We start from the raw sequence: 22,024 nt of genomic DNA on the forward strand, positions 1-22,024 counted from the left end.
GGATGTTTTGAGGAATTGGATTGCGGTGAGAATTCCCTGATGCAGCATGAGAGGGGCGATATATCCTCGCGGTCCTTCGACTCGTCTCCGGTCGCAAGCTCCCCCAGACCTCGCTCAGGAAAACAGGGGCAGTCGCATATAATTTGCAGTTAACTTTTGCCAAACGGAGACGATCTAAAGATGCCGGGAGTAACAGGGCGCGTGGCGCTGGTAACGGGAGCTTCACAGGGGATTGGCCGCGCCTGCGCGCTGGCGCTGGCTGAAGGCGGCGCTTTGATCGCGCTGGCTGCACGCAATGAAGAGAAGCTGGCCGCGGTGGCCAAGGAAATCGCTGACAAAGGCGGCCAGGCGGCAACGTTTCGCATGGACGTGAGCAATGAAGCTGAGGTCAAGAGCGCGGTGAAAGCCGCGATCGAACGGTTTGGAAAGATTGAGATTCTAGTCAACAATGCCGGCGTGACCAAAGACACGCTATTGATGCGGATGAAAAAAGAAGACTGGGATTCCGTTATCCAGACGAACCTGAGTGGAGCTTTTTATACGACGCAAGCGGTGATTGGTTCCATGTTGAAGCCGCGCTGGGGACGCATCATTAACATCAGCAGCGTCTTTGGGCAGACCGGCCAGGCGGGCCAGGCAAATTATGCGGCTTCAAAAGCCGGGCTCATCGGTTTTACCATGGCCATCGCTCGCGAAGTTGCTTCACGCAATATCACGGTGAATGCCGTTGCGCCCGGATACATTGAAACCGCCATGACGGAAGCACTCTCAGCGGAATTGAAATCCAAAGTGAATGAAGCGATCCCGCTGGGCCGCGCCGGGACTGACATGGAAGTTGCACACGCCGTCCGCTTCCTGGCCTCAGAAGAAGCAAGCTATATCACCGGCCATGTGCTCAAGGTGAATGGCGGAATGCTGATGGGCTAGTGGGCCCAATGCCGCGTGAACAGAGATATGTTCTTGGCGTACTTCTGTGCTTTTTCACGATTGTGCTGACGTGGTCTGCCGTCCATCCACACGATTACTTCACCTGGGTGCTGGAAATATTCCCGGCGATTCTGGCGCTGGCCGCGCTCGCCATTACCTACCCTCGGTTTCAATTCACTTCGTTCGTGTATCTGCTCATCACGCTCCATGCGTGCATTCTTTTTGTAGGCGGGCATTACACCTACGCCGAGGTGCCGCTGTTTAACTGGATCCGAGATCATTACCATCTGGCGCGGAATGATTACGATCGAGTGGGACATTTTGCCCAGGGCTTTGTACCGGCACTGGTGGCCCGGGAAGTTCTCTTGCGGCGAAAAATTGTTTTGAAGCGCGGGTGGCTGCTCTTCATCGTATTGAGTATCTGCCTGGCGGTAAGCGCGGCTTATGAGTTGCTGGAATGGCGAGTTGCCGTCGGTACGGGATCGGCGGCGGACGCTTTTCTGGGCACACAGGGTGATCCGTGGGACACACAGGAAGACATGGCGACCGCAGCCGTGGGCGCGTTGACGGCCCTGCTGTTTTTCTCCCGCTGGCATGACGGGCTTATCAGCCGGATGGAAGCAAAAAAAAACACGGCACAAGCGGCTGGGTGAGTCTTGAGATGTTGACGATCATACAAGCCGAAACCCCGGAACAAATCGCCACAGCGCGGCAGCTGATTGAAGAATATGCAGCCTGGCTGGAATTCAAACTCTGCTTCCAGGGATTTGAAGACGAGATGCAATCACTGCCGGGCAAGTACGCGCCGCCAGCAGGACAGCTTCTGCTGGCGTTGTGGGACGGAAAACCGGCAGGCGTGATTGCACTACGGCCTCTGGACGAAGCGGGGCTGTGCGAGATGAAACGGCTTTATGTGCGGCCGGAGTTTCGCGGCCATAACATTGGTCGAGTGCTGGCGGAGCATGTCATCCGGGCAGCGGCTGAAATCGGATATTCACGAATGAGGCTGGACACGGTCGCCGGTAAAATGGATTCCGCAATCGCCATGTACCGCGAACTGGGATTCAAGGAAACTGATCCCTATTACCAGACCCCAGTCGGACATACGTTGTTTATGGAGCTGGCATTGACTCGGCGGCAGGCGACTGCGTGAAATCGAGCAGCAATTGCGTTGCGCGGATTGATGTCAAAATGGTAAATATAGGGTTTTTGCCGGAGCAATCATGGTTCGCATTAGCACTGGCCGCAGTGACCATCGCTTGCGATCCAGAAATCCGGATCGCGAATCGCCACAGCTTCTATTGACAAAAAATGTTCTTGCAGAAAGTTGCTTATCTGGTTACTATCCAATCACCCCGGGAACGAATGATCAAAGAGCTGGTCCCAGCGATGAATATAGGCGAAACAATCAGGACTTATCGACTGCAGAAAGGCATGTCACAGGGTGACATTGAGAAGCGCACCGGGCTTTTGCGCTGCTACCTTTCACGCGTGGAAAATGGCCACACCATCCCTTCACTGGATACGCTTTCCAAAATTGCCAGCGCAATGGAGCTGCCGCTAGGGCAGTTCTTTGCCGACCATTTTTCCAACGGCAACACCAAACATCTTCCGGCCCTTACTGAAGATGAAGTACGCTTTCTGACCCAGATCCGGCGTTATTCCATGGGTTTGAATGACAGCGACCGCAAGCTGGTGCTGGCCATGGTGAAAAAGATGGCCGCAGGCGCAGGGAAGTAAAAAGCAATCAGCCATCAGCACTCAGTATTCAGCTGAGGAGCATGGCCGCAGATTTCTGCTGATAAAGACCAATTAAAATCGGCGGCAAATAAACACGATTCACAATCTAAGATTTTGATTCGCGTGCTTCGCGGCTCATCGCCTTGGCTAATTGCCAATTGCTATGTGCTAATTGCTCTTACGCTGCCTTGCTTGCTTCGCTCAGGGCCAGCACGGCCAGTTCAAGTCGGTCACGCGCACCGGTTTTAGTAAAGATGCTTTGCAGGTGGCGCTTGACTGTGTTTTCGCTGATAGTGAGCGCTTCGCCAATGTCTTTGTTCTTCATGCCGCGGGCCACGTGATAAGCAATCTGTCGCTCACGGGTGGAAAGCCGGCTCATGGTGTTGGCGGAAGTTTTGGATTCCGCCGTCATGGTGGTAAGGACCTGCTGGGCCAGTTCATCAGAGAATGCAAGCTCTCCGTTGGCGACGGTGCGCACGGCGGCGAACAATTTTTCCGGGCCATCGCTCTTGAGCACCAGCCCGCGAGCGCCGAGCTTTACCACCTGAGCGTAATCAAGTTCGTTGTCTGAGCCGGTAAGCACCACGGCGGCAACACGGCTTCCGGCGCGATCCAGGGTGCGCAGCACTTCAAACCCGTCTCCTTCCGGCATGAAGAGATCCAGCAGCAACACGTCCGGCGGCTGCTCTTTCATGATTGCCAGGGCCTCCTGACCGTTGGAAGCGCGCCCTTCCACCACAAAATCGGGCTGCGTGGAAAGTAAAGCGGCAAGGGATTCACGCAAGACGGTGTGATCGTCTGCAATAACGATCCGGGTTCGATTTTTAGCGACGACCTTAGGAAGCATGATTAGTCCTTTGAATACCCTTTCTTAGATGCAATTCAGAGGGATGATGAAATGCCTCCTTCGCAGGTTGGCCCAAGCGGTAAAAAATCGCCGACCGCCGCCCCCCAGGGCTATCGAGGACGAATGCCCGCTGGCAAAGTACCGCAGTGAGGGTCGCCGGGTGTACCTTGAGTACGTAGGAAGGCCGCTGCGGTCTATGGTATATTCCGCGTAAATGCTCTCCTTGAGCCCGACCCTGGAACTGGAGCTGCCACTTTGGCGATTGACGAAGAACTCAACGTGCTCGAAGACCAGCTGCGCCGGCTGAAAATCGAGTACGACATGTACTTTGGCGGAGGCTCCAAGAAACCACCCACCGACGTGGAGTGGAAGGTCAAGAACCTGCTGAAAAAGTTCTCTGACGGCAACCGCATGAATTACGCCCAGCGGTACCGCTATACCACCATCCAGCAACGCTATGCGCTCTATAACGCGCTGTGGCAGCAGAAGCTCGTCATCAAGGAAGAAGGCTACCGGCGGCCGCAGGATGCCGTGCTGGGAATCCAGGGCCTGCGTACGGACGAAGAGCATGAAGCGCAAAAGGCGATGAAGCACCATGCTGCGGCAACCGAAGACCGCCCGTTCAGCATGTCCGTTTCCGATGGCTCAGACCATACGCACGTGGAGTCACTGTTTCAGGCGCTCACTGATGCGCGCAAGAAGACCGGTGAAAAAAGCGCCGCCAACCTGGACTCATTCAAGAAGTTCGTGAAACAGAAGACCGCGCAGCTGCAAAAAGAATATGGCTGCAAGGCCGTGGAATACACCGTGGAACTGCAGAACGGCCAGGCCAAGCTGAAAGCCAAGCCCAAAGCCTGAGCGGCACGGCTTTTTTTGCACAACACTTTTCCCGCTCGCTGTATCCTAAAAACAGCATGGCCTTTCCCATTAAAGTTTGCGTCGTCTGCTCAGAAGAGTTTGAGCTCAAGCCGGACAAGCCCGGCTTTGCCAACCGCTGTCCGGCGTGCAGCGAGCCTGACGCTGCCGATCCTGCGACCCGTGACCGCGTGGGCGGCGCCCAACACGAGAATGCCAAAGAGGCGAACGAAGCCCGCCGCCAAGCAATGCGCGAACTGCTGTATCGCAAAGACAGTTAGGACTTCACCTTTTCCTTTTCGCGATCTCGGGTTGCTCTCCGTGCCTCAGTGCCTCAGTGCCTCAGTGGTAGATTTTGCCTTCTCCGCGGTGCGCTTTTGGTTTTTCGATCACGGGGTGCTGGGCGACTTTGGCAATTCCTCTGTGTTCCTTCGTGTCCTTTGTGGTTAGCAGGTTTTGCCTTTCCGATCACGCGCGATGTCGGCGATCACCCAATAAGCCGCGCGGCGCAAATTCGCCGCGCCTCAAACTGTCATCGTGAGCGACCGGCGACTGCCGGGAGTCGAACGATCTAAATTGGCGAAGCCCACTTTTCGCCCCCCACCCCCTATTTTTGCACTTTTGTTGCAAACAAAGGGGTTATCCAAATCGACCCTTGGATGGCCCTTGCGTGGCGCTTGGGTGGCCCTTGGGTGGCCCTTGGGTGGCCCAAGGGCCACCCAAGGGCCACCCAATCCCAGACCCAATCCCAAGTCGGCAGAGGGTCGCAACATCATAAAGCTGCGCGGTGCAAACCGGGGTCCCCGACGAGCCCGCCGTTGGCTTGACGGGGTGGAAAACCGCCGCGCTTCCAACTGTCATCGTTCCTGCCGATGGCCAAAGGCCAGAGCCCTGAGCGCAGTCGAAGGGGAGCGGCGCAGCCGGGAGCCGAACGATCTAAAATCACGTTCCGAACCGGGCTGACTGCTGAGTGCTGATGGCTTGTTGTCAAAGATCAAGGCCCCAGGACACACTTCAACCTCAGGGCCGAATATCACACTCTACCATTTGTTCGCCCATCCGTCAAGAGTAAAGTTCTCGCCTTGCTGTGGAAAAGTTCGGTCATGTGTGCTTCGCTGAGCTGCGCGCAGCATTTTAACTGGCCGGAATGTCCGCCCTGGATTGAGGCGAAAGAAGATATATTCGAAACGAGCCAAAGCAATGACGGAATCCGATGACAAACAACCCGACGGCCCTCTCACCCCTGAGGAAGAGGCGCAAGCGCGTCTGCTGACGGCTGCCGATCTTAAGCGCATTGACGAGTGTCTTCTTTCCAACACATCGCACCAGTGGAGTAAGGTTGCGCGAGTCATTGGCCAGACGATGTTGGTTCTCGATCTCGAATTTCCCGGCCTGCCGGACATGTTCTATTCAACCCGCATCAAGCATCTGGCTGAATCCGGTGTTATTGAGGCAGCGGGAAACCTGAATCGCATGCGTTACAGCGAGATTCGCGTTCGCGATGAGAAGCCGATGGGGTCGTCATAAGAGCGCACCCATCTTTGAGCCAGGTTATTGCGTCTTTTGCGTGCTCCGCTCCGCTGCGCGCTGGCCTACGGCGTGTGGAATGATTTGTTTGTTCAGCTAACCCAGCACTTACCCCTTCAGCGCGCAAGCGCGCCTCCGGCCGTACTGGGCTAACTTTGGGCCAACTTCGCGACGCGCCTAACGGCGCTGATCACCGCAGCGCGTGCTGGGATCATAACCTGATGGAACCGTCGGAAGAGATTGAGTTTAGCAGGTGATGAGGGGGATGTGGATCGCCGTGATCGCGCGTAATCGGAAAGGCAATTTTCACCACGGAGGCACGGAGAAGCACTGACAGGAGTCTGTCGATCAACGCCAAGTCATGTAGACTGCGAGTATGTCCAAGTATCAAGTGCCCGTCCAAACGAGAGTTGCGATTTGGCGAGCACATGGGAAGAAATGTCTTTATTGTGGCGAGCTGATCAACTTCGGAGAATTGGAAGTCGACCACGTAATACCCGAAAACCTTAACGATAATCGCACCGAGCTAGCACGAATCCAGGCAGAGTTGGAGCTTCCTTCTGAATTTACTTTGAATTCCATCCCGAACCTCGTCCCGGCGCATCGACGCTGCAATCTTGCCAAAACTGGCCAGATGTTCAACCCCGCGACTGCCCGGTTCTATTTAGAAATTGCGTCAAGGAAAGAGGTAGCGGTTCTTCGTCAGCTCGAGTCTCTCAAGCTCCAGGATCGTAAAGAAAGAATCCTAGTCATTCTTCGCAATGCACTAGATACGGGAAGCATAAGCTTGGCAGACCTCTCCGATATGCAATCCAATACGGGATCATTCTCGCTGAGCGCCGGGCTTGAGTTTTTTGACGGCTCTGTAGAAGGCGAGCTGCGTAAGGAGTCGATAGACGCTTTGCTCGATAAGCCTGTACTCTTTGGCAGTACACGAGATATCGATGGCATCGAGTTTGTCAATAATTCGGGGAGCTCGATGACCATTCGCACTTGCCGAGAATATCGAGTCGCGCGTGCCGCCGGATATTATCCCGTGACCAACTTTGCCTTGAAGATGCAGGCATTTCTAAGTAGTGCGGACGCGATATTAGACGCAGTTACCCGCGCCCAGATTCCCTCGCTGAGCTATGTAAGCAATCCGTCCGTTGGTGTCGCAGACCTCCAGCTTCTTCCGAAAGACGTGCTTCCCACTATTGGTCCAGACCATGATCGTCGAATTGAAGAGCTCAAAGAGTCCTCACTACAGGAGCTGGCACGCGCAGGGAATCTTAAGATAGTAGATGTCTCGAGCACTCGTTTGGTATTCGAGTGGGAGGGTGCCGGTGCAATGCTACGGGAGCTCCTGCGTGCTGACCTGGACGGCGACGGAGTAGAAGAGATTCTCGTCGAGCACTATACATATGCGGTAGGTGGTACTTTAGGATTTGGTGGTGCGGGAACGCTTCGTAGGTTAGGGCCGGATCTGATGTTTGAGTATGTACCAAGTTCTTAGAGCAGTTGGCGGAATCGTCCTTTCTTGGGCCTTTGCAGCGCGTTGTGCTCGGCCTATCGAAGTCCGGAAATTGACCTCCGGATGGTTGAACTTTTACCCTCATTGTCGATGGCCCAGAAAAAGCAAAGAATCGAGATTCCCTCCGACATAGCAACGGAAGTCCTCTTTGAGTCGGATCGGACATGTTGTGTTTGCCGTGTGCGAGGGAAACCCGTTCAACTCCACCATATAGATGATGATCCCGGCAACAGCTCTGCCCAAAATTTGGCTGTTCTCTGTTTTGATTGTCATCGGGAAACGCAAATCCGTGGCGGTTTTGATAGGAAGCTTGATGCTGCTCAGGTCAAAAAATATAAAGCTGACTGGGTCAAGCGAGTTCAAGCAAGACGCAATGAGCAAGGTGGTATCTCAGAGGTCCCAGCTGTAGACTCAGGAGTTCTAAGATATCTTCAGATCAGAGAAAAAAGTGAAGAACATACCTATGAGTTCGAAGCGGATTACCCCTTGATCGGAGCGAGCTACTCGCCGCCGGATACCGAGACAAACCTGTGTATCAATGCCTTGGTTACACGTCAGTTACAAAGGTTTCGTGCAGAAGCAATGAGCCGAACAGCCATAAAAAATGAGATGAAGAAGGGCGAATTTCCTGCAATAGTCTTAGATGGCCTCAGCATGTCTCATGAAGTGGTGCTGTTCACTCGTGATGTGCTTTCGATTGAATTTCAACTTGTGAGCTACTTTGCAGGTGCAGCGCACCCGAATACAGGAACGATGACCCAAAATTTTCAGCGGCAGCCTTCATTGCAATTGGAGCTGCGCGATCTGTTCCGGGAGTCCAGCAAGTATTTGGAAATATTGTCTAAATATTGTGTGACCGATCTTCACAAACAAAAACTGGTCCGGTGGGCCGGTTACGATGAAACGATAGAACAGCTAAAGAATTTGAAGGATGAATGGATTTTGTCCGGCGCTGGGCCCAAATACGAGAATTTCACCTGTTTTTCTTTGAGAAATAATGGAATCGTGATTCATTTCGATACATACACGGTGGGCTCACATGCGGAGGGTAAGTACGCTGTCTTTGTTCCCGAATACGAGCTCAAATCGGTTATCCGAGAAGACAGAGCTGGAATGCTGCACTGGAGGTAGCTCAACCACTTTGGTGAGAACTTCCTGAAGCAGCATGGCAGGGAAGGCATTTTCGGGATCCTTCGATTCCTCAGGACGACAGGGGTTAGGGGGCATGGCGATGGCCCGAGTAAACTCATGCCGACACTTGTCTCGCCGGGGAAAAGAGAAACACTACCTTCTCTTGCCGCTTTCATTTTGTACGACTCGCGCCCTCACCATCTTCTTAATCAACTCAACCGGCATGGGCTTGTCCGTGGGAAAGTGCACGGTCCCTTTGGATGTAGAGAAGCCCTTTAGCTCGTCCTTGAACTGCTCAATCACGGCGGCAGTGGGAAACAGGCTGCAATGGTTGGAAAATGCGGCGTACCAGACGAGCACTTTCTTGTGCTTGAACGCGGGAATCACTTTCACGGACTCCGCTGGAGCGAGATCTGCTTCGTATCAGGGCCCGGGCTTCAGCCGGGCCGGAAGAGTCCCGTAGTAGAATTCCGGCTTTAGCCGCTGCCTATGGTAAAGCTCACCCGAAAATCGGACCGGCGTAATATCGTCGCGGGTCGGCGGACGTTTTTCGCCGGGTGTAAGACCTACATGGACCGACCGTTTTTTCAGGCCAAGAACGAAGCCGAGCTTTTTATCGACGTGCTGCGGACAAACACCCTGGCCGGCAAGTTCAAGCTGCACGAGTTCGTGGTGATGCCGGACCACTTCCACGTGCTCCTGACTGTTGACGGCAATACGAGCATTGAACGCGCGGCCCAACTCATCAAAGGCGGGTATTCATTCCGACGGAATAAAGAGCTAGGGTTGGCAGGAGAGATCTGGCCGCTGGGGTTCTCCGAAGTCCGGGTACTGGACCGAAAGAGTTACCTGGCGCATAAGAAGTATATCGATGAGAACCCGGTGAAAGCGGGCTTGGCAAAGAGCGCGGAAGAGTATCCGTATTGCTCCGCGTATTTGAGGAAAAAGAAAAAGGCCAGCGGCTAAAGCCGGTACCTTTTATCATCTTTACGGCCCGGCTAAAGCCCGGGCCCTGCTACTGTCTGGCGGACGCAAAAAGTGTCGTCGGCCGCAAAAGACCAATAGCCAAGAGCCAAAAGCCAAGAGCCATTCTTCTCAATCCAACTCCCTCAGCCCTTCCTTATTCACATACACCGCCATGCTTCCTCCTATCGCCAGCGAGCACATACCGGCAATAACGTGAGGCGCGTAAAAGAGATGAGACAACGATCCGGCGATGAGGCAGCCGATCGGGGGCAAACCGAGAAACGCGGTGGAATAGATGCTCATCACGCGTCCGCGCATGTGGTCTTCTGCAAGGTGTTGCAGCAGAGAGTTAATGGTGGCCACGGAGATGATCATGCAATAGCCGGCGACGGCGAGCAGCAGCCCGGAAAGATAGAAGTTGCGCGAGAAGGTGAAAGCGATGATGGCGGCGAAGAATCCGGCGGAAGCGCGGACAACGAAGAGACCCCGGCGGCGAAGATGCATGAGCCACGCGATGGTGATGGCGCCGAGAAACGCGCCCGCGCCGGAGCAGGCCATGAGGATGCCGAGGCCGGGCTCGCCGGTGCCAAGAACGTCGCGGGCAAAGTATGGAACAAAGGTTAGATACGGAATGGCCAGCAGGCTGCCGATGGCCACCAGCAACACCAGAGACGACATGGCGGAATGCCGGAAGACGTAAGTAAAACCCTGTTTGAGCTTTTCCCAGAGATGGCCTTCAGCGAGGGCGGCTGGCTCTGTATAGCGGATGCGGGTGAGCGCGATGAGCACGGCGAGGAAGCTGAGTCCGTTGAGAAAGAAATTTCCGGCCACGCCGATGAGCGCCATGGCAAAGCCGCCGAGCGTTGGACCCAGCACGCGCGACATATTGAACTGCGCGGAGTTGAGCGCGATGGCGTTGGTGAGGTCTTCTCGTGGAACAAGCTGCGGCACCAGCGCCTGATACGTAGGCGTATTGAGTGACATGGCAATGCCGGTGCCGAGCGCAAGAAAAACAATCTCATGCACGTTGATGATTTTGAACCAGGCCAGCGCGGCCATGATGAAAGCAAAAACCATCATGGCGGACTGCGTGATCATGAGCATTTTGCGCTTGTTAACGTGGTCCGCAATTACGCCGCCGATGAGCGCAAACAGCAGAATGGGAAACGATGCGGCAAAGCCCACCACTCCAAGCCAGAAAGCGGAGTTGGTAAGCTGCAGCACCAGCCAGCCCTGGGCAATGTTCTGCATCCAGGTGCCGATGTTGGAGAGGAAGTTGCCTGTCCAGAAGAGCCGAAAATCACGATGGCGCAGAGCGCGGGCCAGCCGCGGAATTTCAATGACGGTGGTTTCAGCCGCGTCAGTAACCGCGCCGTGAGCCAGGCCATCGACGGCGTCAGCGCGCGGGAGCGTGGGTTCGGCGGTTAGTTCGCTGGCGGTAAGTTCATCGACTTTTACTTGGCCGATGGGTTCAGTGATAGTTGATTCAGCGGTCGTTGTTCCGCCGGTCGTTGATTCACAAAGTGGGGATTCGCCGATCTTTGATTCACAGACCGTGGCATTGCCGATCGGGTTCGCGACCGGGGGACGCGCTGTGCTGCCGCCATTTATTTCTGCGTTCGTACTCAATTTCCCATGACCCTGATTCGAATAAATGCCACGCTATAGTGTAAGCTTTTTCGTTTCCCCTTAAGGCAGTACGTTCGTTCACAAACCTTGGGTGGAACCAACCAGGAGTACCAAATTGAAACGCGCCAAACTTATCGTCGTTGTTATATCGGTCTTTGTACTTTCCAGTTTTGCCCTGCAGAACCGGGCCGGGTCGTCGCAAAACCCTGGGTCGCAGAGCAGCCCCACGCCTGCCGCTTCCGCGCAGGGCGCGGCTTCGCAAGTTGCCCCCACGCAAATTTTTGGCTTCAGGGATTTTGCCAAGCAGTATCAGGTGGACCAGGAATTTCTGGCCAGTCCCAGCCCGGCGCGCGCGGAGCAGCACTTGAAGATCCTCACGGCGTTGCCGCACATCGCCGGCTCAGTGGAAGACAAAGCCACGGCGGACCACGTGGCCAAGCACTTTGACATTGCCGGCCTGGAGACGGAAGAGGTCAAGTATTCGGTGTGGATGAATCGTCCGTCAGAGATCAGCGTGACGGTGACTGCGCCAGCCAACGTGAAGATGAATGGCCCGCGGCCGGAACATGTTGAAGGCGACCCGCTGGCGGACAATCCGCGCGTGGTGATGCCGTTTAACGGATCGTCGCCATCGGGCGACGTTGAGGCGGAAGTCGTATACGCGAATTATGGTAGGCCGGAGGATTTTAAAAAGCTTGAGGACTTGAAAGTCGATGTGCGGGGAAAGATTGTGATTGTCCGCTATGGAGATAATTTTCGCGGCGTAAAAAGTTTTGTGGCGGAAGAACACGGCGCGGCGGGAGTGATCATCTATTCTGACCCGATTGATGATGGCTACTTCAAGGGCGATGCGTATCCGAAGGGGCCGTGGCGTCCGGAGAGCGGCGTGCAGCGCGGGTCGATTCAGTACATGTTCAAGTATCCGGGCGATCCCACGACGCCGGGATTTGCGTCCACCGTCGATTTGCCGGAGTCGAAGCGCGTGCCGCCGGAGAAGGCAGCGGACATGCCCAAGATTCCGACAACGCCGCTTTCGTACGGAGACGCGGAACCCATCCTGCAAAATCTGGCTGGGCCGGAGACGCCGCGCGACTGGCAAGGCGCGCTGCCGTTTACTTATCACATTGGCCCCGGGCCGGTGAAGGTGAAGATACACCTGAAGCAAAATTACAGATATTGGACCATCTGGAATGTGATCGGAAAAATTAAGGGAACGAAATATCCCGACGAGTGGGTGGTGCTGGGGAACCATCGCGATGCGTGGGTGTATGGCGCCGTGGACCCGAACAGCGGCACCGCGGCAATGCTGGAGACAGTCCACGGCTTTGCCGATCTTCTGCGGCGCGGATGGAAGCCCGACCGCACAATCGTATTTGCATCATGGGACGCAGAGGAAGAAGGATTGATAGGAAGTACCGAATGGGGCGAGGAGCACGAAAAAGATCTGGCCCACGCCGTCGCGTATTTCAATCTTGACGTCGCGGTGTCAGGCTCAAATTTTGGCGCTTCAGCGGTGCCGAGCCTCAAAGGCTTTATGCGCGACGTAACCAAAGTTGTCCCCAGCCCCAAAGGCGGCATGCTTTACAACGTGTGGAAAGATGAAAAGATGGGACAGCCGCAGCGCCGCCCTGACAGCGGCCAGGGTCGCACGCCCAACGCCCGTGTTGAAAATGATGTGCCCGTCGGTGATCTCGGCAGCGGATCTGATTACAGCGTTTTCATCCAGCACTTGGGCATTCCCTCCACTGACATGACGTCCAGCGGCCAGTATGGCGTGTACCACTCTGCGTTTGACAACTTCAACTGGTTCAAGAAATTTGCCGATCCCACCTTTGTCTACGAACAGGAGATGGCTCGCGTCTTTGGCATTGAAGCGCTGCACATGTCTCAGGCCGACGTGCTGCCTTACGACTACGAGCTTTACGGCAAGGAAATCGGCGCTTATATCGACAACTCGCGCGACAAAGCTACGCGCATGCTGGGCGCCAACGCTCCTGATTTCACCAAAGCCTCTGACGCGGCCAAGCGCTTCATAAATGCCGGCGCAAAGATTCTTGCAGTGCAAAAAAATCCGCCGCAGGATGGAACCAAGCTCAATCAGGTTTTGATTGCCGCAGAGCGCGCGCTGCTTTCGCCGCAGGGCCTGCCAAATCGCCCGTGGTTCCGGCATCTGATCTATGCTCCGGGACAATACACCGGCTACGCCGCCGTAGTGATTCCCGGCGTGAATGAATCGATTGACGCGAAAGACGCGCAGCTCACGACATCGCAATTGCAAATACTGACCGACGCGCTTAATCGCGCTGCCGGAGTGCTGGAAGGATATATGTGAGGACTTTGGTTGTCCTCAATTTGATTTTGCGTGGCGGAGGCCGTTGAGAATGTGCTCAAGTTTTGCATAAAAAGCAAATCTCACTACGGATGCACACGGATTTACAAATTCGAAATCGGTAATTGAACTTTTTTTGATCCGTGTAAATCCGTGTAATCAGTGTCATCAGCGGTAAGGTTTGGGTTTTTGTGCAAAGCGACGTGCTACTTCGAAATGTGCGGCAGCCAATCCCATTTGCCGACGCGTCCTTGTGTCATAGTGACGGTCTGTGTCTTTCCATCTTCCCGGCGTGCAATGGCCTGCAGCCGGTTGTGGTCGTCCCAGTGCATGCTTTCAAAAGTAGCAAGCACATCTTTTCTGTTTGCTGAGAGAAAGCCGTTGTAGCCCTTCCACAGCAGTGTGCCGTTGCGCCGGTAGAGTTTGATTGTTTCCCCATCCTGGCCATCAGGCTGTTCGTAAGCCAGGTAGTATTCTGCATTCTTTGAGAACAACACTTTTTGCCCGCCCGGCAAGATCGCCCCGGTCGCCTCGTCGACGAGCGATCCGGTAAAGAGCCCCTTATCTTCTTTAAGAAGCATGTGCAATTTCAAATCTGCGTTATAGCCGCAATAAATCCAGCGAAGGCCATCAAGAGGCTCATCGTAAGGCGGCTTGTCTTTCAGTATGCGCTTGCCGCCAGCCCAGCCGACTTCAATAGTATGAGCTCCCAGCCGTTTCGCGCCGTGCGGCGCTTGCTTAAGCCTCGCGACCTCCTCAGCGCTCCTGGGCCGCACAAAGTCGTCGTCCGTGGCTCCCGGGCGGGTCGATGGCACGGTGCATTGCAAAATCTGTTGGCAGTTGGCCAGCGTAGTTGCCCCGGCAACCAGCGACAAGAGAAGCAATATATATCGGGCTTCCTTCATGGCTCCTCAAGTATTCGTCAACACACATGCCGGAGTCCACGATATTCTTGATCAGGACGGCTTTGTACAAAAAGCAAATCCCACCACAGATGAACACGGATGACACGGATTTTAAATTTAAAAGAGTTCTATGAACTTTTTTGATCCGTGTAAATCAGTGTTATCAGTGTCATCTGTGGTGAGGTTTGGGGTTTTTAGCAAGCAGATCAAGATTAGGGTTCGAGCGCTTTCTCCAACTCAGCAGGCTCAGCGATCGGCGGCTTGCAGCTAAAGCCGCTGCAAATCACGGCAACTGTGTGCCCTTTCTTGATCGCCGGCAAGTTCGGGATCGTTTCCGCCAGCACGGGTGGAAGCATCTGGGGTACCGCCTCCCCTTCCGGCAAATGGAGAACGGACTGGTTCAACGACAAATGTTTGAGCGCTGCGGCCTCAAGTTGCTCCGCTCTTGCTCCGCTTCCGACGACCACCACCTGGGTGTGCGGATGCAGATACATCCCCAGCGCGATTCCATACGTCGATGCAAAGAGGCCGTAGTGCGCGGCGATTCCGGCAAATGCCTTCAATGTTCCTTCAGCAAGATCGCGGTGCTTTGCGTCGTTGGTATAAGCGTGCAGCCGCAGCAGAGCGATTGCGGCCATGGGATTGCCCGCGGGCGTGGGTGAATCCTGCAAAGGCTTGCGCCGTGCGGCAAGCGCGCCCAGCACCAGTCCATCGCCCACGTCTGGCCCGCTGGCCATGTCAAAGAAGCCGCCTTCATTGGGATCACGGAAGCGCACCACCATGGCGGCAATAATCTTCTCCGCAAAGTGGAAATAGCTCAGGTCGGCGCTGGCTTCATATGCGTCCAGGCAGGCAATGGCCGTGAACGCATAATCTTCCAGCACGCCGGCAACGCGACGCTTCGCTGCCTGAGGATCTGAATAGGCAAGCACGCGCTGCAAGCCCAGCTTCGCATCCCATCCCTGGGAAAGAATGCGATCGAGCGAGCGCAACGCAAATCGCCGCGCATCTTCAAGCTTTAATACGCGCGCGGCTTTCAGGTAAGCGGAAATGCAAAGCGCATTCCAGCCCACGTAAACCGTCTTGTCGACGAACGGAGTCGTGCGTTGCAATCGCGCGGCAAGCATCTTCTTCTTGGCCGAATCAAGAATTGCCTGCACTTCCTCCGGCGTCTTCTTCACTCGCTCCGCCACCTCTTCAATGCTGGCGCGCAGATACAACACATTCTTGGCGGGATTGTGGTGCATCTCGCCCACTTCGCCAATGTCATAGTGCAGCATGGCCACTTGCAGTTCGTCGGTGCTCAGCACAGCTTCGGCTTCGTCCAGGGTCCACGTGAAATAGTCGCCATCGTCGTCCAGTGAAATGTCTGCATCCTGTGAAGCATAAAAGCCGCCGTGCTCGCGATCAGAAAGCACCTCGTCCATCCAGCGGACAATGTCCCTCGCCACAAACGCAAAAAACTCATTGCCTGTAAGCTGGTACCCGTGAACGTAATTCTTGAGCAGCTCGGAATTGTCGTAAGACATCTTCTCAAAATGCGGAACAATCCAGTGCTCGTCCACGGAGTAGCGATGGAAGCCGCCGGCGAGCTGGTCATAAACGCCGCCGCGAGCCATCTTGTCGAGCGAAACAATCACCACGTTGAGCAGTTCCGCGCTGCCGGTTTCCGCGGCCCGTTGCATTATCAAGTCCATGCCGCTGGGATGAGGAAATTTGGGCGATGACCCAAAGCCGCCATGCTCGGGATCAAACAGCTTCATGGCGGATTCCACCATGCTGTCAATCAGCTCAGGCTTGAGCGATCCGGACTTGCCGGCAAAGCCTTCAGCCTGGCTGATGGCGCTCATCACGCTCTCAGCAGACTCGAGTACGTCACCGTGCTTTTCACGATAAGCCTGCGCCAGCGTGAGCAGCACGCGGCTAAAGCTGGGACGCCCCTGGTAATCCTGCGGCGGAAAATATGTTCCCGCATAAAAAGGCTTGCCTTCAGGCGTAAGAAACGCCGTGAGCGGCCAGCCGCCCTGCCCGCTGATGGCCTGCACCGCGGTCTGGTAACGGCTGTCAACGTCAGGCCGCTCGTCGCGATCTACCTTGATGGCGATGAAATGCTCGTTCACGATCGCCGCAATTTCAGGGCTCTCATACGACTCGCGGTCCATCACGTGGCACCAGTGGCACCACACCGCGCCGATATCGAGCAGGATAGGCTTGTTCTCACGCTTCGCGGTGTCGAACGCCTCCGCTCCCCACTCATGCCAGCGGATCGGCTGGTGCATGGCGGAACGCAGGTAAGAAGATGAAGCGTGGGCAAGCGAGTTGAGGGCGACTTCAGGCATGAGATTAGTTTATCGTTTTATTCGGTAGGAGGTAATTGGCGGCACTATGCGAATTGCCATCCTTGCAGACATTCACGGGAATCTCACGGCGCTGGATGCCGTGCTGGCCGATCTGCGGCAGCAGCAGCCTGACGTGGTCTTTCACGGCGGAGACCTCGCCTTTGGTGGATGCCATCCCAGTGAGGTAATTGACTGCATTGCTCAGGAAGGTTGGAACGGAGTGCTGGGCAACACCGATGAAATGCTGTGGGACACATCGGCGCGGCCCGCGCTGGAGGCTTCCGCGCCGCAGCTCAAGCCGTTGTTCAAAGTGCTCTTTGATATGTCTGGCCCGGCCACGACGAAGATGATTGGCCCATCGCGCCTGGCTTGGCTGCGCGCACTTCCCACGGAGCTTAGGCATGAAAACCTGGCGCTGATGCATGCCAGTCCCGGCAATGTGTGGCGCGCTCCTATGGATACGGCAGAAGATGCCGAGTTGGAAACTACTTACGCTCCACTGAACGCCGAAATTATTATCTACTGCCACATCCATCGGCCATTCATTCGCAAAGTCGGAAGCATGACGGTCTGCAACACTGGCAGCGTAGGCTCGCCCTATGATGGCGATCCGCGAAGTTCCTATCTGTTGATCGATGATGGAAAGCCGACGATCCGCCGCGTGGCCTATGACGTGGAGAAGGAAGTTGGCAGGCTGATGGCATCGGATTATCCGCAAAAGGAGTGGATCGCGGAGATTCGCCGCAAAGGCAGTTACATACCGCCGCCGGAGAATGGATAAAGCAGCGGCGGTCGTCGGTCAAGCAATCCGATCAGCAAACCGCTCAAGCTCGGCGCGCTAGTCAAACCATTCAATCTCTTTGATGTCATGCGCGGGGATCTGCGCCAGCACGTTACGGTAAGCCGCGTCGATTTCGCCCATTGGCGTTGTGCATTCTATGCGAATGCGGATGTCGGAATCATATCGATATCCGGTCTCCGTGTGCTTGGGGAAATCGACGATGCGAATACGCACCCCGGGAAATGGCACGGCAGCAACGTAGTCGCCATACCAGTAACTGTCGCCGACGCGCCACTGCCAAGCGATCTGATTCAGGCGCGCGCACAGCGCGTCAGTGGACGAATATTCGCAGATGAATGAATAGGCTCCGGTCATGATTGGGTTTTGTCCACGCTGGTAGTCCGGGCCACAATCGTTCCAGCGCTTTTACGCGGACATTATCTCATTGCCGATGGACGCCAGCGCTAACCATCGGCTTTGCCGACAACATTGATTCCGCCAGTTTGGCCAGCTTTTCTGAGGTCGTCCATGAACTGATTCTTACCCAGCCAGTGGCGGCGCTGCCGATCATCAGAGCTGACTGGTGCCGCTGCCGCAGCTCAACAAACAGACCTAGCGACTTCAGCAGCGTATCGACCTCCGTGCGATTGCCGCTTAGCAACGTCCATCCGGGACCGATGTGGAATTTTTCTGCCCAGTCTTTCATGCGTGCGGGCGTGTCGTTTTCTGCGTCCACGCTGACGGAAACGATCACCACGTCCTTTCCCAGCATGGGGCCCAGCAGTTTGGCCACATGGGAAAGCTTTTCCTGCGTGATAGGGCACATGGAGCTGCACGAAGTGAAGAAGCCGGTGACAATGGCGATTCGGCCGTCAACTACCTGGCTATTGAAACGCACGTGCCGGCCATTTTGATTTACCACTTCAATGTCCGGCACGGGCAGCGCGACAGGAGCAGGCTGGCCCTGCGCGTAAAGCAAACCAGTGAATATGAATACGATGAAAGCAATGAATGCGCGAAGTTTCATGGGTGGTCCCTGTGCTTGATTGATCCTGACTTATGAAAAATATTGTGTGGCGCCCGCTCGCCACACCCGGAAGATCGATCTTCTTGAAATGCCGCAAGCCGCAGCCGGCTGCCACACTGCGCAAACCGGCCGCATACCTGGCGCTCGATTTATCCAATGATGTCCATTGGACGCATCATTTCGTTGTCTTCATGTTCAAGGATGTGACAGTGCCACACGAACTTGTAGTGCTGTCCGGGGACCACAACCGTGCCCGTTGGCAGATCGAATTTCATGATCAGCTGGGTCACAGTGCCGGGGAAGGACTTCACCACATCTTTGGCAGCGTTCACTTCTTCAGGGAACGGAGCCTGCGGCGGTCCGGTGAAGACAAGCTGTCCGGTATTGTCGAAGGTGTCCTGGTCAAACGGCCTCCGGCTCAGCACCTGGAACTGCACCAGATGGATGTGTTTGGGGTGAGCGTCACCGGTATCGTTGATCAGGTTCCAGATTTCCGTGGAGCCTGCTTTTGGATCTTCAGTGACGGGATCGTCCCAGTTCTTGTTGTCGAGCAGCCCGATGATCGGGAACCCATCTGAGGCGCGATCAAGTTCCGTAAGGATCAGGTCGCGCGTCTTCACCGCGGATTGAGGATTAATGTTCATCGGCCTGGGGTTCAGCACCTGCGGAATCGTGCTGGCGTCTCTTGACGACAAGGGCTTCGAAACGCGGAACATCATGATCTGCGTGGGCACAACTTCTCCGCCGCCCGGGAACGGCGCGGGAGCGTTGTTGGTGAGCACAAAATTCTTGCCCGCCTTGCCGGTAAAGTCCACGATCACGTCAAAGCGCTCCGCCGGCAGTTGCAGCAGCGTGGTCAAAGCCACAGGAGCCGGCAACAGGCCGCCATCGGTGCCAATCACGTTGAATTGCGGGCCTGCCATGCCATGAGCTACGCCCTTGGCGTCCGTCATGACCAGGTTCATGTTCAGGAAGCGCGCGTTGCAGCCATTGAGCATGCGCAGGCGATAGCGCCGCGGCTCAATATCAATTACCGGCCACGCCTTGCCGTTCACGCACATGGTGTCGCCAAAGAACTCGGGAATCCAGAACTGGTGCGTTCCGCCGTCAGCCGTGGGATAAAGGAACGTGCCGTCTGGATTGAACAACCGGTCCTGGATGATCAGCGGGATTTCGAATTGTCCTTTGGGAAGGTTCAACGAATCTTCCACAGCGTCACGAATCAGGTAAGCGCCGGCCAGGCCCATGATCATGTTGAGCCGTGTGATGCCCAGCGTGTGGTCGTGATACCAGAGCATGGTGGACTGCTGGTCATTGGGATAGACAAACGCATCAGGATTGAACAGCACCGGACCGGTCACGCCGTCGGGAGAAATCCATGCTTCAGGATAACCATCGCTTTCCGGCAGGATCTTGGCGCCATGCAGGTGGACAACGTTGCGCACCTGCGGCTTGTCGGCTTCCGATCCGTGGATGGTGAAGTCCACCGGCAGCGGATGCGTCGTGGGTAAAGCGTCATTGTGATATTTGATCTTTACCGGAACGCCGCTGCGCACTTCCATCGTCGGTCCCGGCCAGATTCCGTTATAACCCCAGATGGGAGTAGGCGGAAGATCACGATGGACCTTCTGCATTGCGGGCTGCATGCGGATGTGCGTAACTCCATTTGGATCGGGCTTAATCACCGGCATGATCGTCAGCTGGTCAACAAACGGCGTAAGCGTGTTGGCCGCGGTTGTGAGTTGTCCAATCGGATGCTGGACGTGTCCATGAAACGTGACACCGCCTTGCGTGTGGACCCGCGTATTGACTGTCTGGCCGGAAGCGAATTTGGGGATAACCAGCCCCGCGCCCGCCATGGCTCCGAACTTCAAAAGATCGCGTCGACTCTTTTTCATTAGATGAGGCTCCTTGATTTAGACACACGTCAGGCGTTACTGGCAGGAGCCGGTTGGATTCGGTCGGTCTGCTGTTTGGGCCTGAAGGGTGGCGTTCTTATGTAGTCTTTCCAGCCTTGAGGTTCCGGAAGGGCTGGAATGCGAGTACAAAATAACTGGGAAAATATAGATTGGCCTAGAACATTAATAACTTTAATGTGGAAAGCCTAGTTGAGGTCGAGCTGCTTTGAAGAATATTATGTAACCGGAGTGTCTGGCATGCGACTTACTCGGATGTTGGCGACTACTGCCTTCTTTTATCAATAAACTCTCCAGCCTGACTTTTAACCTGTGCAGCCGCATATCAGCCGGGTTATTAGAGATTCTTATAATCCAACCGCGCATAACCCCTCTGCAATCAATTGCATAGCAACTTAACCGGGTTAGAGTACCAGGTCAGCATATTCAGGATGTTTTTTGAGGTATTCCGCGACCGAAGGGCAGATCACGTCAACTTTCAGGCCTTGTTCGCGGGCCCACTCGAAGGCAGAATGCGCCAGCTCAGCGCCCAGACCCTGGCCCCGCAACGCCTGTGGAACTTCACTATGGCTAAGCTGCAGGATTTTCCCCACCAGCGTGTATTCAAGATAGGCCACGTGGCCCTGGCGCTCGATCTCAATCCGTCCGCTGGTGGCCTGCACTGGTTCGGGTTTTGCTTTGCGGCTAAACATAGTGCCCCATTTTTTATGATCGGCGGTTTAAAGCGCAAGTGCCGGCAAACGGCACAGGCAAGAGTGTGCCTGTGCTCCACTCGTCCCAGGCTGCTAACATTATTTTCATGATCACTTCCATGATCGGCCGCCCTGAAGCCAACGAAGCTGCACCGTATTATTTCGGCTATATCAACCGCGTTAGCGGCGATGACATCCTGAGCACGCTGCAAGGCCAGCTCGACGAAACGCTGCCATTTTTGCGCGGCATCTCGGAAGAAAAATCGCTTTCCCGCTATGCGCAGGAAAAATGGAGCATCCGCCAGATGTGGGGACATGTGAATGATACTGAGCGCGTCTTCCTGATGCGTGCCTTGTGGTTCGCCCGCAAGTTCGACACATCTCTTCCCAGCTTCGATCAGGACATTGCCGTCGCCGCCGCCAAGTCAGACGAAATCCCATGGGCGCGGCACCTGGAAGAATTCCGTGAGATCCGTCTCGCAACGATTTCGTTCTTCCGCAATCTTCCAGAAGAAGCTTGGACCAGAACAGGCACGGCCAGTGGAAATCCGTTCAGCGTGAGGGCATGCGCGTACATCGTGGCCGGACATACGGCGCACCATGAGTCGGTGTTAAGGAAAAAATATTTGTAGGTTATTTATGTAGTAAAGAGCACTAAGCACTTGGCAACCAGCACCGCTTTTTGTCCTGGCAAAATGCCAGCGGCCATGCGAGCAAAAGCACAATAGAACCAGTTTCTTGGTCATCATTTTCTCTCCGCTCCAGATTGTCTTTCAGAAAACCCACTCCACGTAGTGCGCTTACAAGCGCGCTTTCAAGATGGCGAGACCGATGGGCAGGATCATGGGCGACATCGGTTGTGATTTCGCCAACGAGAGCTGAATGAAATGTGAGCGCCGT

22 protein-coding genes are annotated in these 22,024 nt (G+C 55.2%); 13 read left to right on the plus strand and 9 right to left on the minus strand.

All coding sequences use genetic code 11. The features are described 5' to 3' along the window. Positions 1–180 precede the first annotated feature (180 nt). From fabG to LAO76_19825, 4 genes are all read left to right on the plus strand, one after another. Positions 181–927, plus strand: a complete 747-nt coding sequence (gene fabG / locus LAO76_19810; GenBank protein MBZ5493169.1) for a 3-oxoacyl-[acyl-carrier-protein] reductase — start codon at positions 181–183, stop codon at positions 925–927. A gap of 8 nt (positions 928–935) precedes the next feature. Next, the gene (locus LAO76_19815) at positions 936–1,580 is read left to right on the plus strand and encodes a DUF2238 domain-containing protein (protein MBZ5493170.1); all 645 of its coding nucleotides are present in this window, start codon (positions 936–938) and stop codon (positions 1,578–1,580) included. An 8-nt stretch (positions 1,581–1,588) separates the two neighbouring features. Continuing rightward, positions 1,589–2,080, plus strand: coding sequence for a GNAT family N-acetyltransferase (locus LAO76_19820; protein MBZ5493171.1), 492 nt, complete (start codon positions 1,589–1,591; stop codon positions 2,078–2,080). Between the two features lie 236 nt (positions 2,081–2,316). Next, positions 2,317–2,667: a helix-turn-helix domain-containing protein gene (locus tag LAO76_19825; GenBank protein MBZ5493172.1), complete on the plus strand. Its 351-nt coding sequence runs from the start codon at positions 2,317–2,319 to the stop codon at positions 2,665–2,667. Positions 2,668–2,845: 178 nt separating this feature from the next. On the opposite strand, the gene LAO76_19830 is transcribed toward LAO76_19825, so the two are convergent. Beyond that, entirely contained in the window at positions 2,846–3,514 is a 669-nt protein-coding gene (locus tag LAO76_19830; protein MBZ5493173.1) for a response regulator transcription factor, read from the minus strand. 255 nt (positions 3,515–3,769) lie between these two features. On the opposite strand from LAO76_19830, the gene LAO76_19835 reads away from it, so the two are divergent. The 5 genes from LAO76_19835 to LAO76_19855 all read left to right on the plus strand — a co-directional run bounded on the left by LAO76_19835 (position 3,770) and on the right by LAO76_19855 (position 8,540). After that, positions 3,770–4,372, plus strand: coding sequence for a hypothetical protein (locus LAO76_19835; protein ID MBZ5493174.1), 603 nt, complete (start codon positions 3,770–3,772; stop codon positions 4,370–4,372). A gap of 56 nt (positions 4,373–4,428) precedes the next feature. Beyond that, positions 4,429–4,650, plus strand: coding sequence for a hypothetical protein (locus tag LAO76_19840; GenBank protein ID MBZ5493175.1), 222 nt, complete (start codon positions 4,429–4,431; stop codon positions 4,648–4,650). Positions 4,651–5,569: 919 nt separating this feature from the next. Further along, complete coding sequence (locus tag LAO76_19845; GenBank protein MBZ5493176.1) at positions 5,570–5,896, plus strand: DUF3658 domain-containing protein; 327 nt, start codon at positions 5,570–5,572, stop codon at positions 5,894–5,896. Positions 5,897–6,272: 376 nt separating this feature from the next. Beyond that, positions 6,273–7,391, plus strand: coding sequence for an HNH endonuclease (locus tag LAO76_19850; protein MBZ5493177.1), 1,119 nt, complete (start codon positions 6,273–6,275; stop codon positions 7,389–7,391). A gap of 81 nt (positions 7,392–7,472) precedes the next feature. Next, positions 7,473–8,540 carry a DUF3298 domain-containing protein gene (locus tag LAO76_19855; GenBank protein MBZ5493178.1) on the plus strand — a complete coding sequence of 356 codons (1,068 nt, stop codon included), beginning with the start codon at positions 7,473–7,475 and terminating at the stop codon, positions 8,538–8,540. Between the two features lie 153 nt (positions 8,541–8,693). Here the strand turns inward: LAO76_19855 and LAO76_19860 are convergent, their stop codons facing one another. Next, the gene (locus LAO76_19860) at positions 8,694–8,933 is read right to left on the minus strand and encodes a DUF1801 domain-containing protein (GenBank protein ID MBZ5493179.1); all 240 of its coding nucleotides are present in this window, start codon (positions 8,931–8,933) and stop codon (positions 8,694–8,696) included. Between the two features lie 177 nt (positions 8,934–9,110). On the opposite strand from LAO76_19860, the gene LAO76_19865 reads away from it, so the two are divergent. Continuing rightward, the gene (locus LAO76_19865; protein ID MBZ5493180.1) at positions 9,111–9,506 is read left to right on the plus strand and encodes a transposase; all 396 of its coding nucleotides are present in this window, start codon (positions 9,111–9,113) and stop codon (positions 9,504–9,506) included. A 129-nt stretch (positions 9,507–9,635) separates the two neighbouring features. Here LAO76_19865 and LAO76_19870 read toward each other — a convergent pair whose 3' ends face one another. Then, entirely contained in the window at positions 9,636–11,135 is a 1,500-nt protein-coding gene (locus tag LAO76_19870; protein ID MBZ5493181.1) for an MFS transporter, read from the minus strand. Positions 11,136–11,280: 145 nt separating this feature from the next. Here LAO76_19870 and LAO76_19875 point away from each other — a divergent pair, with 145 nt between their 5' ends. Beyond that, positions 11,281–13,467 (plus strand): M28 family metallopeptidase, encoded by a 2,187-nt coding sequence (locus LAO76_19875; GenBank protein MBZ5493182.1) that lies wholly within the window; start codon positions 11,281–11,283, stop codon positions 13,465–13,467. Between the two features lie 203 nt (positions 13,468–13,670). On the opposite strand, the gene LAO76_19880 is transcribed toward LAO76_19875, so the two are convergent. Further along, positions 13,671–14,369 (minus strand): hypothetical protein, encoded by a 699-nt coding sequence (locus LAO76_19880; protein MBZ5493183.1) that lies wholly within the window; start codon positions 14,367–14,369, stop codon positions 13,671–13,673. 212 nt (positions 14,370–14,581) lie between these two features. Continuing rightward, on the minus strand, positions 14,582–16,708 hold the full coding sequence (locus LAO76_19885) for a thioredoxin domain-containing protein (GenBank protein ID MBZ5493184.1): 2,127 nt from the start codon (positions 16,706–16,708) through the stop codon (positions 14,582–14,584). Positions 16,709–16,754: 46 nt separating this feature from the next. Between LAO76_19885 and LAO76_19890 the strand changes: the two genes are divergently transcribed. Next, entirely contained in the window at positions 16,755–17,489 is a 735-nt protein-coding gene (locus LAO76_19890; protein ID MBZ5493185.1) for a metallophosphatase family protein, read from the plus strand. A gap of 57 nt (positions 17,490–17,546) precedes the next feature. Here LAO76_19890 and LAO76_19895 read toward each other — a convergent pair whose 3' ends face one another. The 4 genes from LAO76_19895 to LAO76_19910 all read right to left on the minus strand — a co-directional run bounded on the left by LAO76_19895 (position 17,547) and on the right by LAO76_19910 (position 21,124). Continuing rightward, entirely contained in the window at positions 17,547–17,864 is a 318-nt protein-coding gene (locus LAO76_19895; GenBank protein ID MBZ5493186.1) for a hypothetical protein, read from the minus strand. A gap of 67 nt (positions 17,865–17,931) precedes the next feature. Continuing rightward, complete coding sequence (locus LAO76_19900; protein MBZ5493187.1) at positions 17,932–18,516, minus strand: SCO family protein; 585 nt, start codon at positions 18,514–18,516, stop codon at positions 17,932–17,934. Positions 18,517–18,665: 149 nt separating this feature from the next. Beyond that, positions 18,666–20,207, minus strand: coding sequence for a multicopper oxidase domain-containing protein (locus LAO76_19905; GenBank protein ID MBZ5493188.1), 1,542 nt, complete (start codon positions 20,205–20,207; stop codon positions 18,666–18,668). Positions 20,208–20,836: 629 nt separating this feature from the next. Beyond that, complete coding sequence (locus tag LAO76_19910) at positions 20,837–21,124, minus strand: N-acetyltransferase (protein ID MBZ5493189.1); 288 nt, start codon at positions 21,122–21,124, stop codon at positions 20,837–20,839. Positions 21,125–21,231: 107 nt separating this feature from the next. On the opposite strand from LAO76_19910, the gene LAO76_19915 reads away from it, so the two are divergent. Continuing rightward, the gene (locus LAO76_19915) at positions 21,232–21,756 is read left to right on the plus strand and encodes a DinB family protein (protein MBZ5493190.1); all 525 of its coding nucleotides are present in this window, start codon (positions 21,232–21,234) and stop codon (positions 21,754–21,756) included. The last annotated feature ends 268 nt before the right edge of the window (positions 21,757–22,024 follow it).

The sequence above is a fragment of the Terriglobia bacterium genome (genome assembly GCA_020072645.1).
GTDB lineage: Bacteria > Acidobacteriota > Terriglobia > Terriglobales > Acidobacteriaceae > Angelobacter.

Excerpts from the sequence above, each read along its gene's own strand:
- LAO76_19840 (MBZ5493175.1), top strand. The coding sequence starts at position 4,429 with ATGGCCTTTCCCATTAAAGTTTGCGTCGTCTGCTCAGAAGAGTTTGAG.
- LAO76_19815 (MBZ5493170.1), top strand. The coding sequence starts at position 936 with ATGCCGCGTGAACAGAGATATGTTCTTGGCGTACTTCTGTGCTTTTTC.
- LAO76_19845 (MBZ5493176.1), top strand. The coding sequence starts at position 5,570 with ATGACGGAATCCGATGACAAACAACCCGACGGCCCTCTCACCCCTGAG.
- LAO76_19855 (MBZ5493178.1), top strand. The coding sequence starts at position 7,473 with ATGGTTGAACTTTTACCCTCATTGTCGATGGCCCAGAAAAAGCAAAGA.
- LAO76_19865 (MBZ5493180.1), top strand. The coding sequence starts at position 9,111 with ATGGACCGACCGTTTTTTCAGGCCAAGAACGAAGCCGAGCTTTTTATC.
- LAO76_19900 (MBZ5493187.1), bottom strand. The coding sequence starts at position 18,516 with ATGAAACTTCGCGCATTCATTGCTTTCATCGTATTCATATTCACTGGT.
- LAO76_19885 (MBZ5493184.1), bottom strand. The coding sequence starts at position 16,708 with ATGCCTGAAGTCGCCCTCAACTCGCTTGCCCACGCTTCATCTTCTTAC.
- LAO76_19915 (MBZ5493190.1), top strand. The coding sequence starts at position 21,232 with ATGATCACTTCCATGATCGGCCGCCCTGAAGCCAACGAAGCTGCACCG.
- LAO76_19880 (MBZ5493183.1), bottom strand. The coding sequence starts at position 14,369 with ATGAAGGAAGCCCGATATATATTGCTTCTCTTGTCGCTGGTTGCCGGG.
- fabG (MBZ5493169.1), top strand. The coding sequence starts at position 181 with ATGCCGGGAGTAACAGGGCGCGTGGCGCTGGTAACGGGAGCTTCACAG.
- LAO76_19830 (MBZ5493173.1), bottom strand. The coding sequence starts at position 3,514 with ATGCTTCCTAAGGTCGTCGCTAAAAATCGAACCCGGATCGTTATTGCA.
- LAO76_19820 (MBZ5493171.1), top strand. The coding sequence starts at position 1,589 with ATGTTGACGATCATACAAGCCGAAACCCCGGAACAAATCGCCACAGCG.
- LAO76_19850 (MBZ5493177.1), top strand. The coding sequence starts at position 6,273 with ATGTCCAAGTATCAAGTGCCCGTCCAAACGAGAGTTGCGATTTGGCGA.
- LAO76_19895 (MBZ5493186.1), bottom strand. The coding sequence starts at position 17,864 with ATGACCGGAGCCTATTCATTCATCTGCGAATATTCGTCCACTGACGCG.
- LAO76_19905 (MBZ5493188.1), bottom strand. The coding sequence starts at position 20,207 with ATGCCGGTGATTAAGCCCGATCCAAATGGAGTTACGCACATCCGCATG.
- LAO76_19910 (MBZ5493189.1), bottom strand. The coding sequence starts at position 21,124 with ATGTTTAGCCGCAAAGCAAAACCCGAACCAGTGCAGGCCACCAGCGGA.
- LAO76_19825 (MBZ5493172.1), top strand. The coding sequence starts at position 2,317 with ATGAATATAGGCGAAACAATCAGGACTTATCGACTGCAGAAAGGCATG.
- LAO76_19890 (MBZ5493185.1), top strand. The coding sequence starts at position 16,755 with ATGCGAATTGCCATCCTTGCAGACATTCACGGGAATCTCACGGCGCTG.